Genomic DNA, 12191 nt, shown 5'->3' on the forward strand with positions numbered 1-12191 from the left:
GAACGGGGGGCACCGAAGCGGCGCCCGCCGCGGAAAATCAGTCCGCCGCCGGGCGGCGGGGCAAGACCCAGTTGGGCCGGGGATAATGGCAAGTATATCCATTCGGGTAACGTAAAAGATAGTCCTGATGTTCCGGCTCGGCTTCCCAAAAGTCACCGGCAGGTTCGATCTCCGTTACCACCTTCCCCGGCCAGATGCCCGATGCATTGACATCTTTGACAGTGTCGATCGCCGTCTGCTTCTGCTCATCGCTCAGGTAATAGATGGCCGAACGGTAGGACATGCCCACGTCATTGCCTTGCCGGTTGGGTGTGGTGGGGTCGTGGATCTGGAAGAAGAACTCCAGAATCCGCCGGTAGCTGATCTGCTGCGGATCGAAAACGATCTCGATCCCTTCCGCATGGGTGCCGTGATTGCGGTAGGTGGCATTGGGCACATCGCCGCCGGTGTAGCCGACGCGGGTGGAGAGGACGCCCGGCAGCTTGCGGATCAGATCCTGCATGCCCCAGAAGCATCCGCCGGCGAGAATGGCTGTCTCTGTCATCGTCAGATTTCCTCCACCTGATCGAGATAGGCGCCATAGCCCTCCCGCTCCATGTCGTCCCTGTGCACGAAGCGCAGGGAGGCCGAGTTGATGCAATAGCGCAGACCGCCCCGGTCACGCGGGCCGTCGGGGAACACGTGCCCCAGATGGCTGTCGCCATGGGCGGAGCGCACTTCGGTGCGGATCATGCCGTGGGACGCGTCATGCAGTTCGGCCACGTTGGCCGGTTCGATCGGCTTGGTGAAGCTCGGCCAGCCGCAGCCGGATTCATACTTGTCCGAGGAGGCAAACAGCGGCTCGCCGGAGACGATGTCCACGTAGATGCCCGGCTCCTTGTTATAGAGATATTCGCCCGTGCCCGGCCGTTCGGTGCCGTTCTGCTGCGTCACGCGGTATTGTTCGGGCGTCAGCTTCGCAATGGCATCTGCCGACTTCTCGTATCGTGTCATGGATGAACTCCTGAATGTCAGGCGGGAGAGGGGTGCCTTCTCAAGGCCTCGGATGCAATATGGAGTGTCCCGCCCCGCTTGCCCAGTCCGCGGCAAGCCGTGCACCGGAATGTGAGGGGCTGCCGGCCTGCCGGATGGCGCTGCCGCGGGAGAAGCGCAGCTTTCCGCTTGCCAAAGTGGCGGGCGGTTTGCAGGGTGGCGGGATGATGCAAGATGATCCCTCCGCCACCGCTTCCGATACCTCTCCGGCGCCAGCGGGCGAGCCCTGGCCGCGCCTCAGGCTGCGGCTTGTCTTCGGCAATGATGCGATGCTGGGGCCGGGCAAGGCCGAACTTCTGGAATTCATCCGCGAGGAAGGCTCGATTGCCGGGGCCGGGCGGCGCATGGGCATGAGCTACAAGCGCGCCTGGCAGCTGGTGGAGCATCTCAATGCGGCTTTCCGCGAGCCGCTGGTGGACAGTGCCCGCGGCGGGGCAAAGGGCGGTGGTGCGCGGCTGACGGAGGCCGGGGAGCTGGTTCTGGCGAATTATCACCGGCTGGTGGAGCGGCTCGCACAGGAAGGCGCGCCCGAGATCGACGCCATATGCGCCCTGCTGAGGGATATTCCCGGTGAGAAATAACGCTTGCCTTGCAAGGTGAGCTTTGCGATGTTTCCTGTCGAATATAACGGGGCAGCTGATGGTTGCCTTCAGACTGCTGACAAACCTGCTGCTTCTCCATCGTCATCCTCGGCCTTGTGCCGAGGATCTATACAAATCAATGGCTTGCAGATGACCGGGGCAAGCCCGGCCATGACGAAAGAGAAGAAAACCTGCTTTGTCATCAACCTCAAGGCAGTTGATGGCTGCCTTATGCCTGTCAGGGAGAGACGCATGACCAACCATCTCTGGCGCAGCACGGCGGGGCGCCTGCGTGGTGCCGCACTCGCGGTGGCCGCCGTTGCGGCCCTGTTCCTCTCCAGCTTCGCAGCGCAGGCGCAGGAGGTGACAGTCTTTGCGGCGGCCTCGCTTCAGACGGCGCTGCAGCAGATCGTGGCGGACTATCAAGCCGGTGGAGGCGGGTCTGTTGTGGTGTCCTATGCCGGCAGTGCGGCACTCGCCCGGCAGATCGAGCAGGGGGCGCCGGCGGATATTTTCATTTCCGCGAGCACGGACTGGATGGACAAGCTGGACGAGGCTGGTCTGATCAGGTCCGGAACCCGGGTTGATCTTCTGGGTAATACGCTCGTGCTTGTTGCCCATGGCAGCGATGCGCCCAAGGTGGCACTCACCCCGGAGCTGGATCTGTCCGGGCTGATCGGCAGCGGCCTGCTGGCCATGGCGCTGGTGGACAGCGTTCCGGCGGGTGTCTATGGCAAGGAGGCGCTCTCCTCGCTGGGACTTTGGGAATCTGTTGCGCCCAAGGTGGCGCAGGCGGACAATGTGCGTGCGGCGCTGGCTCTTGTTTCCGTTGGCGGCGCTTCTTACGGCATTGTCTATGGCAGCGATGCGGCGGCGGACGGCAAGGTGAGCGTTGTTGGCACCTTTCCGGCGCAAAGCCATGCTCCTATCGTGTTTCCTGTAGCGCTCACTGCTTCGGCACGGGATGGGGCGGAAGCGTTTCTGGATTATCTCAAGGGTGAAAAGGCCGCTGCCGTGTTCCAGGCGGAAGGCTTTACGGTTCTGAAGCAGTGATGGGCCTGAAGCATCGGCAGGTTTGGCGGGGTGGCAATGACGGAATGGCTCAGTCCTGAAGAGTGGCGCGCCGTGGCGCTCTCCCTCAAGGTTGCCTTCTGGGCCACGCTGATCAGCCTGCCTTTGGGCCTCGCCACCGCTTTTGCGCTGGCGCGGGGGCGGTTCTACGGGCGGCAGCTGCTCAATGGCCTCGTGCATCTGCCGCTGATCATGCCGCCGGTCGTCACCGGTTATCTGCTGCTCATCACCTTTGGCCGCAGGGCCCCGGTGGGAAACTTTCTGGAGGAAACCTTCGGCATCGTCTTCGCCTTTCGCTGGACCGGCGCGGCGCTCGCGGCAGCCGTCATGGCCTTTCCGTTGATGGTGCGGGCCATGCGCCTGTCCATCGAGGCGGTGGATGTGAAGCTGGAGGAAGCGGCCTCGACACTGGGGGCCTCGCGCCTCTGGGTGTTTCTCACCGTCACCCTACCGCTGATCCTGCCCGGCATCATCGCCGGGGCGATCCTCGCCTTTGCCAAGGCGATGGGAGAGTTTGGCGCCACCATCACCTTCGTCTCCAACATTCCCGGCCAGACGCAGACGCTGCCCTCCGCCATCTATGCCTTTTTGCAGGTGCCGGGCGGCGAGCCTGCCGCCTTCCGGCTGGTGCTGATTGCGATTGCCATTGCCATGGCGGCGCTGCTTTTGTCCGAATTCGTCTCCGCACGGGTCGCCCGCAGGATTTCCGGCCGATGACGCTTGATGTTTCCATCCGTCATGCCTTTCCGGGCTTCTCGCTGGATGCAGCCTTCACCGGCAGCGCCGGGGTGACGGCGCTGTTTGGCCGTTCCGGTTCGGGCAAGACGACGCTGGTGCAGGCGGTTGCAGGCCTTTTGCGCCCGGATGCTGGTCACGTGCGGCTGAATGGTGAGGTGCTGTGGGACAGTACCGCAAAGGTCTTCATCCCGCCGCACCGGCGCCGCATCGGCTATGTGTTTCAGGAAGGCCGGCTGTTCCCGCATCTCACAGTCCGGCAGAACCTGCTCTATGGCCATGCCTTCAACGGCGGCGGCAGGCCGGTGGATCTGGAGCGGATCGTTGATCTGCTTGGGCTTGCGCCGCTGCTCGCCCGCCGTCCGGCGTCGCTGTCGGGCGGTGAGAAGCAGCGGGTGGCGATTGGCCGGGCGCTGCTCTCCCGTCCGCGTCTCCTGCTGATGGACGAGCCGCTGGCGGCCCTGGACGAGGCGCGCAAGGCGGAAATCCTGCCCTATCTGGAGCGGTTGACGCACGAGAGCGATGTGCCGGTGCTTTATGTCAGTCATTCGCTGGTGGAAGTCACCCGCCTTGCCTCCCATGTGGTGCTGCTGGAGGCTGGCCGTGTGCGCCATGCCGGGGCACCGGGCGCAGTTCTGGCCGATCCGCAGTCCCTCTCCGCCCTCGGGCCTTCCGGCGCTGGCGCTTTGCTGGAGGGAACCGTTCGTGCCCATACGGACGATGGCCTGACGGAAGTCGGCCTGCCTGACGGAGACGGAGCTGAGAACCGCCTGCTGCTGCCGCGCCTCTCCGCCAGTCCGGGTGAGCCTGTGCGGCTGCGCATCGAGGCGGAGGATATCCTCATCTCCCGCCAGGTGCCGCAGGGCCTGTCGGCTCTCAACGTGCTGCCGGCCAAGGTGACTGGTCTGACACCGGCCCAGACCGGCAGCCTGCTGGTGCAACTGGTCTGCGGCCCGCATCTGTTCCTCGCCCGGATTACCGCCCGCTCCGCTACCAGCCTGCAGCTGGCGCCGGATGTGCCTTGCTTCATGGTGCTGAAATCCGTCGCGGTGATCGCGGGCGGACAGATGGGCAGACGTGCGGATGACGGCCGGTAGGCCGGTCAGTCTTCTTCCGGCGGACAGATGACGAGCTGTGTTCCCGAGGCTTCCAGCACGGGAACCAGCGCGTCCGGGATGGGGCCATCGCAGACCACATGGCTGAGGTGGCTGAGGTGCCCGCCGCGCACATGGGCAACGCGGCCGAACTTGCTCTGGTCCAGCACCAGCAGGGAATTGCGGCAGTTGGCAAGGATCGCCTGCCGCGCCGCCACTTCCTCTTCCGTAAAATCCAGCAGCGTGCCGTCTTCATCCACGCCGCCGACGCCGAAGATGCCGTAGTCCACCTTGTAGCTGGCGAAGAAGTCCTGCGTCACAGTGCCCAGCACGTCCCTGTCGCCCGAACGCAGGCGTCCGCCCGCAATGGTGACGTGAAAGCCGGGGTTCTCCGAGGCTGTCACCGCCACATAGAGATTGTTGGTGAAGATATGGAGGCCCTCATGGCGCACCAGTTCCTGCATCACCAGTTCCGGCGTAGTGCCGATGGAAAAGGCAAGCGAGGCCCCGTCGGGGATCATGCTGGCGACCATGCGGGCGATGCGGCGCTTCTGCGGCAGGTTCATGATGCGGCGGGTGCTGTAATGCACGTTGCCGCCCGGCACGGGCGGTTCCACCCCGCCGTGGGTGCGCCGCAGGATGCCCATTTCGCACAGCCGGTTCACATCGCGCCGGATGGTCTGGGTCGTCACGTCAAAGCGTTCGGCAAGGCTCTCCACCGACATGAAGCCATGGCTCTGCACCAGATCGGCAATCTCCGATTGCCTGTTGCTTAAGTCCTGCTGACCGAGCATATTCGCACCACCACTCTGGTTGCCGCCCGCTCTTCCGGGGTCAGGCCTCAAGCCATTGCCGTCTTTCGGCTGACTGTGCACCGGGCGGTTCCTCTCCCATAGTCCGTTCATATGAACCGCTGGCGACGTTCATATGAACATAAGATGACAGCTGCCTGCCTGCAATCCATCCAATTGCGGAGACGGAATCCCTTTGACCCGGCCCCGAAAGCCGCGCACTCTTGACCTTGCGTCTGGTTACAAAATAGCCGCCGCTGCGTAAATAATCACCTTGACCTTGGGGCCGCAGGTTCCCTAGGCTTTTTTGACCAAATGGTCAGGTGACGACAAGAAGATGGCCCGGCAAACGGGCCCGGAGGGGGAGGCGAAGGATATGGGGGGACCCGCCACCGGAAACCGGCTGGCAGTCTTCACGCCGCCGCGCCTGCTCCCGCATGACACTTCCAGAGACCGGGGCTTCAGCTCCGGGCATGCAAGAGGAGAAGGGGAATGGCGCATTTCGCAGTAAAGGCCCTCGCCGCCGCCACCATGCTGGCAGGAGCCCTCACCACGGGCGCGGCCCATGCGGCGGACCAGCTGACGCTGCAGCTCAAGTGGGTGACGCAGGGCCAGTTCGCGGGCTACTACGTGGCCAAGGACAAGGGTTTCTACGAGGCTGAAGGCCTTGATGTCACCATCAAGCCGGGCGGTCCGGATATTGCCCCGCCGCAGGTGATCGCCGGTGGCGGTGCCGACGTCATCATCGACTGGATGCCCTCTGCCCTCGCCTCGCGCGAGAAGGGCGTGCCGCTCGTCAACATCGCCCAGCCGTTCAAGAAGTCCGGCATGATGCTGACCTGCCGCAAGGAAACCGGCATCACCTCTCCTGAGGATTTCAAGGGGCGCACGCTGGGGGTCTGGTTCTTCGGCAACGAATATCCGTTCCTGTCGTGGATGAGCCAGCTGAACATGCCCACGGCAGGCGGGGCCGATGGCGTCACCGTGCTGAAGCAGGGCTTCAACGTGGATCCGCTGCTGCAGAAGCAGGCCGACTGCATCTCCACCATGACCTACAATGAATACTGGCAGGTGATCGATGCCGGCATTCCGGCAGATGATCTGGTGGTCTTCAAATATGAGGATCAGGGCGTCGCCACGCTGGAAGACGGGCTCTATGTGCTGGAAGCCAGCCTGAACGACCCGGCCATGGTGGACAAATACGCCCGCTTCGTGCGCGCTTCCATGAAGGGCTGGGCCTATGCGGCCGAGAATCCGGATGAAGCCGCCGAGATCGTGCTGGAAAACGATGCGACCGGTGCCCAGACCGAAAAGCACCAGAAGCGCATGGTCGGCGAAGTGGTGAAGCTGGTGGATGGATCCGACGGCAAGCTCGACATGGAGGCTTACGAGCGCACCGTGAAGTCGCTGCTCTCCGGCGGCTCCGACCCGGTGATCACCAAGGAGCCCTCTGGCGCCACCACCACGGTCGTGACCGACAAGCTCTGATCCGGCAACCGGCTCACAAAGACAGGACGGGCGGCGTTTTGCCGCCCGTTTTCGTTCCTGGTTCTCTTTCCGGCTTGCGCGAAAATCCCCACATCAGGCCGGGACCTTCGGCAATCTGTCGCAATCTGCGTGTAGTTTGCCGGCATCAAGGGGCGGCGCAGCCGCCGGATCTGGAGACGGGACGGTCATGGACGACAATCGGGATATCAGCTGGGCGCAGGCGGAGTGGCTGGACAGCCTGGACGAAGAGCTGGAAATGGAGATCGACGACCAGCTCATGTCGCCGGAACTGGCCCGTGAGCTCGCCTTCATTTCCGATCTGAAGCACAAGTCGACGGTGGAGCGGCAGGTCTATTTCCACGAGCTGCTGCGCCTTCAGGCCGAGCTGGTGAAAATGCAGGACTGGGTGCAGCACACCGGCTACAAACTCGTGGTTCTGTTCGAAGGCCGCGATGCCGCCGGCAAGGGCGGCGTGATCAAGCGCATCACCCAGCGGCTGAACCCGCGCGTCGCCCGCGTCGTGGCGCTGCCCGCCCCGACCGAGCGCGAAAAGAGCCAGTGGTATTTCCAGCGCTATGTGCCGCATCTGCCGGCTGCCGGCGAAATGGTGATGTTCGACCGCTCCTGGTACAACCGCTCCGGCGTCGAGCGCGTTATGGGCTTTGCCAGCCATGATCAGGTGGAGGAATTCTACCACGACGTGCCCGAGTTCGAACGTATGCTGGTGCGCTCCGGCATCAAGCTGGTGAAATACTGGTTTTCCATCACCGATCAGGAGCAGCAGCTGCGCTTCCTGATGCGCATCCATGATCCGCTGAAGCAGTGGAAGCTGTCGCCTATGGACCTGCAATCGCGGGTGCGCTGGGAGGCCTATACCAAGGCCAAGGAAGAAACCTTCGCCCGCACCAACATTCCCGAGGCGCCCTGGTTCATCGTCGAAGGCAACGACAAGAAGGCGGCGCGGCTCAACTGCATCTCGCACCTTCTGTCCATGGTGCCTTACGAGGAGATCCCGCATGATCCGGTTAAGCTGCCGGACCGCGTGTTCAACCCGGATTACGAGCGGATGACGCTGCCGGAAGAACTTTACGTGCCCAAGCGTTACTGAGAGTGTGACGCAGTCTGGGCAGGTTTTTCAGCTCATGACTCTGGCCTTCTGCAGCAAAGCCTGACAATCTGCGGCTCCCGTCTTTCCGTTCCTCCGCAGCTGCCGGAGGAACGGCTTTCCATACGTTGAGGAGCGTAACTCATGTCTCTGGTTTCACGGCCCATCCGCTGGGGTGTCCTGTCCACCGCAAAGATTGCCCGTGAAAAGGTGATCCCCGGCATCCGTGCCTCGCATACCGGCTCACTGGTGGCCATTGCCTCGCGCGATGCGGCCAAAGCGCAGGAAACCGCAGACCAGCTCGGCATTCAGGTGGCGCACGGCAGCTATGAGGCGCTGCTGGCGGATCCGAACATCGATGCGATCTACAATCCGCTGCCGAACCACCTGCATGTGCCGCTGACCCTTGAGGCCGCCAGGGTGGGCAAGCACGTCCTGTGCGAAAAGCCGATGGCGCTCAATGCCGAAGAGGCGCGCCAGCTGCTCACCCTGCCGAAGTCCGGCCCGCTGGTGGCCGAAGGCTTCATGGTGCGCTGGCATCCGCAGTGGCTGAAGGCGCGCGAGATCGTCCGCTCGGGCGAGCTGGGCGAGCTGCGGGCCATCCAGTCCTTCTTCAGCTATTTCAACGCCGACCCGGACAACATCCGCAACCGGGCCGACATCGGCGGCGGGGCGCTGCTGGATATCGGCTGCTATCCGATGGTGGCCGGGCGCTTCTTCTTCGAGGCCGAGCCTGTCCGCGTCATGTCGATGGTCGACCGGGATCCGGCCTTCGGCACGGACCGTCTTTCCAGCGGCATTCTGGATTTCGGCGGCGGCCGCCGTCTTGATTTCACCGTCGCCACCCAGCTTGCGCCCTATCAGCGTCTGCAGCTTGTGGGCACGAAGAAGCGGCTGGAAATCACCATCCCCTACAACGCCCCGCAGGGCGGATCCGTCTCGCTGCTGCTGGATGATGGCGTCCAGTTTGCCGATGCCGGTGCACAGCGCATCGAGGTTGAGCCTGCCGATCAATATGCCGAACTCATCGACGCCTTCGGCCTCGCCATCCTCGGCGAAGTCCCGTTCCCTTACGGCCCCGAAGACGCCATCCAGAACATGGTCATCCTCGACGCGTTGTTTGCATCGGACAAGGCGGGAGCTTGGGTGAAGGTGTGAGGTTGAGAGGTCCGGGCGGGCATTAGGCCGCCGGCAAACCTGTAGCCCCTCCATCGTCATCCTCGGCCTTGTGCCGAGGATCTAAACAAATCAATGGTTTGCAGATGGCCGGGACAAGCCCGGCCATGACGAAAGAGAAGGAAGCATGTGTTGCCGGAGATTCCGCTGCACTGAGTGCAGAGCGGTAACAGCGGTTTGACTGGCCTGAAAAAATGGTGATCCCGACAGGATTCGAACCTGTGACCCTCAGATTAGGAATCTGATGCTCTATCCTGCTGAGCTACGGGACCAGCCGGGAATGCGCATAGCATGATTTGCGGGTGAGGGCGAGAGTGTGTGTGGCGGGAAATGTGGTGGCAGGGGGCTGTTGACAATCCATTGTCAGGGGCAGGGTGCCGCCGCGGTGGGTGTGAATTGCGGGTGAAGCCGCAATGCGCACAAATCTTGTGCCTTTTCCGCCATTTATGAGCCGCAATCATCCCCTATGCGACAGGGGTGCCAGACCGGGATATTCCTCACCTGGCTGTGGCTTGCCGGGCCTGCAGGACTTTGGGCGGTTCGGGGCAGGTGGTTTCCGCTGGCTGGAGGGTGGATGCAGGCAAGTTCTGTGATACGCAGGGCAAGAGGCCTTTGGGGCAGGGCGGGAAGCGCTGCCTTTGTGTGCGGGCTCGGGCTGGTTCTTCCACCCTTTGCCATGCCTGCTGCACGGGCGCAGGCCGCCGGCCTTCCCTCCGAACTGGCTTGCCATGGCAGTGCAGGCAAGGCCGAAGCCGTTCGCCTCGCCTCCATATCGGATAGCGGCGAACTGACCCTTGAAGATGGCCGCCGCATCGTGCTGGCGGGCGTCTGGCTGGCTCAGCCGGGCCGCGATGCCTTGCGGGACATGCTGGCGCCCGGCACCGGGCTGACAGTGCATGACCTGGGGCCGGAAGACCGCTGGGGCCGCCGGTCCGCCCAGGTGGAGGCACCGGGCGGATGGCTGCAGGGGCGGCTTCTTTCCGATGGTTTTGCCTTCGTTCTGCCGCCCGTGAAGGCCCGTGGCAATGCGGCGCCGGCCATTTCCTCTGAGTGCCTGAGGGAACTCCAGCTTCGCGAAAGCGTTGCACGAAAGAAGCTTGGGGCGGACTGGGGCGAAGGGGTGCGGTTGCGCTCGGGCGATCTGGCCGGGCTTTCGGAGCGCACAGGGCTCTTCACGATCGTTGAAGGACCTGTTGTATCTCTTGGAAAAAGCGGCAAGACTCGCTATCTGAATTTTGGCCGTCACTGGTCTTCGGATTTCACAGTCACAATTGATGCCCGGCTGGATGCCGAACTGGCCGCCAAAGGGGTGCCGCCGGAGGCGCTGGAAGGGCGCTGGGTCCGGGTGAGGGGAATTTTGCAGGACAGGAACGGGCCTTTGCTGGAGGTGACCGATCCGGTCCAGATTGAAGCTTTTGCCAGGGACAGAGTGTCGGGCGGTGAATGAATTGCCGGTTGGAACAGTGCCAGTGAAGAACCAGTCTACTCCGGTGCGCAAGGCGCTCCGCACCCTGCTGACGGCAGGCCTGATGGCCAGTCTCGCGGGCTGCCAGATGCTGGGCGGCAATTCGGCTTCTGTGGGCGTCGTGGCACCGGGCACGCTGCGGCCGGGCCTTGCGGCTGATATCGGCGCGCGTGAACATCCACGTGTGGTGGCGACCTATGGCGGCGTCTATCAGAACCCCGGCGCGGAGCGGGCAATTGCGGCTGTTGTCGGCCGTCTCGTGGCCGCTTCCGATGATCCGAGCCAGAGCTACCGCATCACCATCCTCAATTCTCCGGCGGTGAATGCCTTCGCCCTGCCGGGTGGCTATCTCTACATCACCCGCGGGCTGCTGGCGCTGGCCAATGACACGTCCGAGGCTGCGGCGGTGCTGGCCCATGAAATGGCGCATGTGACGGCGAATCACGCCATCCAGCGGCAGCAGAAGGCCGAGGCAACCGAGCTTGCCAACCGCGTTGTCAGCAATGTGGTGAAGGATCCGGAGAAGGTGAAAGAGGCGGTCATCTCCTCGCAGCTTTCCTTCGCCCGCTTCTCGCAGGCGCAGGAGCTGGAGGCGGACAAGATCGGCGTGCGCACGCTGGCCCGCGCCGGGTTTGATCCCTTCGCCGCCGCCCGCTTCCTCAATTCCATGTCGTCCTTTGCCGCCCTGCAGAGCGCGCGCAAGGAAGGTTCCTCCGCGCCGGATTTCATTTCCTCGCATCCGAGCACGCCGGAGCGCATGAACCTTGCCGTCCAGGAGGCGCGCGCCATCAGCGCACCGGGCATCGGCGAGCGTGACCGCACGGCCTATCTGTCGAACATCGACGGCATGCTGTTTGGCGATGATCCGCTGGAAGGCTTCGTGCGCGGGCGCGACTTCCTGCACAAGGCGCTTGGCATCGGTTTCTCGGTGCCGGCCGGCTATGTGCTGGAAAACTCGCCAGAGGCCGTGCTGGCCAGCAATGGCTCGGGCACGGCCATGCGCTTTGATGGCGCCGATCTGACCGGCTATGACAGCCTGCGCAGCTACATGAATGCGGGCTGGATCAACGGCCTCATTCCCGACAGCGTCAAGGAAACAACCATCAACGGCCTGCCGGCGGTTGTCGGCTCTGCGATCACGCAGGGCTGGTCTTTCCGCATCGCCGTGGTGCGGATCGGCCGCAATGGCTACCGCTTCATCTTCGCCAGCCGGGATCCGGGCGGGGCTTTCACCCGCGACTATGACCAGACGATCCAGAGCTTCCGCCAGCTGTCTCCGACAGAGCGGGCGCGGCTGCAGTCGCTGCGCATCAAGGTGGTGCAGAGCCGCGACGGCGATACGCCGCGCAGCCTCGCCATCGGCATGAGCGGCATCGAACCGTCCCGCCGGCTGGAGTTCTTCTCCGTGCTGAACGGATTCCGCCCGGATGACGAGATCCCGGCAGGAACGTCGGTGAAGCTGGTGGTGGATTGAAGCGGGGTTGAGCTGAGCCTGAAACCGTGCTGCAGCGGGGGCCCATCCTCTTTGGCCTTCAATGCCTTATCCGGTGTCATCCCGGTTTGCTGCGTAGCGGCAAGACCGGGATCCATATGTGGACGGCCCCGTGGTCGCAAGGTTTAAGTTCGCAGGTGCTCCGGATCGCTTGCGGTCAT

General features: G+C 63.5%; 12 protein-coding genes and 1 tRNA gene. 9 read left to right on the plus strand and 4 right to left on the minus strand.

From position 1 onward, the window contains the following. Positions 1-37: 37 nt before the first annotated feature. Together msrA and msrB are read right to left on the minus strand one after the other, a co-directional pair. Positions 38-544 (minus strand): peptide-methionine (S)-S-oxide reductase MsrA, encoded by a 507-nt coding sequence (gene msrA / locus ACVNHC_RS24020; RefSeq protein ID WP_457169840.1) that lies wholly within the window; start codon positions 542-544, stop codon positions 38-40. Between the two features lie 2 nt (positions 545-546). Next, complete coding sequence (gene msrB / locus ACVNHC_RS24025) at positions 547-993, minus strand: peptide-methionine (R)-S-oxide reductase MsrB (RefSeq protein ID WP_050472312.1); 447 nt, start codon at positions 991-993, stop codon at positions 547-549. Positions 994-1196: 203 nt separating this feature from the next. On the opposite strand from msrB, the gene ACVNHC_RS24030 reads away from it, so the two are divergent. The 4 genes from ACVNHC_RS24030 to modC all read left to right on the plus strand — a co-directional run bounded on the left by ACVNHC_RS24030 (position 1197) and on the right by modC (position 4516). Further along, positions 1197-1613 carry a winged helix-turn-helix domain-containing protein gene (locus tag ACVNHC_RS24030; protein ID WP_094463619.1) on the plus strand — a complete coding sequence of 139 codons (417 nt, stop codon included), beginning with the start codon at positions 1197-1199 and terminating at the stop codon, positions 1611-1613. A 252-nt stretch (positions 1614-1865) separates the two neighbouring features. Beyond that, positions 1866-2666 carry a molybdate ABC transporter substrate-binding protein gene (gene modA / locus ACVNHC_RS24035; RefSeq protein WP_457169841.1) on the plus strand — a complete coding sequence of 267 codons (801 nt, stop codon included), beginning with the start codon at positions 1866-1868 and terminating at the stop codon, positions 2664-2666. 36 nt (positions 2667-2702) lie between these two features. Beyond that, the gene (gene modB, locus ACVNHC_RS24040; protein WP_457169842.1) at positions 2703-3401 is read left to right on the plus strand and encodes a molybdate ABC transporter permease subunit; all 699 of its coding nucleotides are present in this window, start codon (positions 2703-2705) and stop codon (positions 3399-3401) included. Then, positions 3398-4516, plus strand: coding sequence for a molybdenum ABC transporter ATP-binding protein (modC, locus tag ACVNHC_RS24045; RefSeq protein ID WP_457169843.1), 1119 nt, complete (start codon positions 3398-3400; stop codon positions 4514-4516). Before modB ends, modC begins: the two co-directional genes overlap by 4 nt. A gap of 5 nt (positions 4517-4521) precedes the next feature. On the opposite strand, the gene ACVNHC_RS24050 is transcribed toward modC, so the two are convergent. Then, complete coding sequence (locus ACVNHC_RS24050; protein ID WP_050472316.1) at positions 4522-5307, minus strand: DeoR/GlpR family DNA-binding transcription regulator; 786 nt, start codon at positions 5305-5307, stop codon at positions 4522-4524. 528 nt (positions 5308-5835) lie between these two features. Here ACVNHC_RS24050 and ACVNHC_RS24055 point away from each other — a divergent pair. From ACVNHC_RS24055 to ACVNHC_RS24065, 3 genes are all read left to right on the plus strand, one after another. Further along, positions 5836-6792, plus strand: a complete 957-nt coding sequence (locus tag ACVNHC_RS24055) for an ABC transporter substrate-binding protein (protein ID WP_374630207.1) — start codon at positions 5836-5838, stop codon at positions 6790-6792. A gap of 187 nt (positions 6793-6979) precedes the next feature. Further along, positions 6980-7900, plus strand: a complete 921-nt coding sequence (gene ppk2 / locus ACVNHC_RS24060; RefSeq protein WP_050472318.1) for a polyphosphate kinase 2 — start codon at positions 6980-6982, stop codon at positions 7898-7900. A gap of 141 nt (positions 7901-8041) precedes the next feature. Next, positions 8042-9055, plus strand: coding sequence for a Gfo/Idh/MocA family protein (locus ACVNHC_RS24065; RefSeq protein ID WP_457169844.1), 1014 nt, complete (start codon positions 8042-8044; stop codon positions 9053-9055). A gap of 213 nt (positions 9056-9268) precedes the next feature. Here ACVNHC_RS24065 and ACVNHC_RS24070 read toward each other — a convergent pair. Next, positions 9269-9345, minus strand: a tRNA-Arg gene (locus ACVNHC_RS24070). A gap of 404 nt (positions 9346-9749) precedes the next feature. Here ACVNHC_RS24070 and ACVNHC_RS24075 point away from each other — a divergent pair. Both ACVNHC_RS24075 and ACVNHC_RS24080 read left to right on the plus strand, forming a co-directional pair. After that, positions 9750-10520, plus strand: a complete 771-nt coding sequence (locus ACVNHC_RS24075; protein WP_457169845.1) for a hypothetical protein — start codon at positions 9750-9752, stop codon at positions 10518-10520. Positions 10521-10542: 22 nt separating this feature from the next. After that, complete coding sequence (locus ACVNHC_RS24080) at positions 10543-12012, plus strand: M48 family metalloprotease (RefSeq protein ID WP_208982623.1); 1470 nt, start codon at positions 10543-10545, stop codon at positions 12010-12012. Positions 12013-12191 lie beyond the last annotated feature (179 nt).

This window comes from Pannonibacter sp. Q-1 (assembly GCF_054073275.1).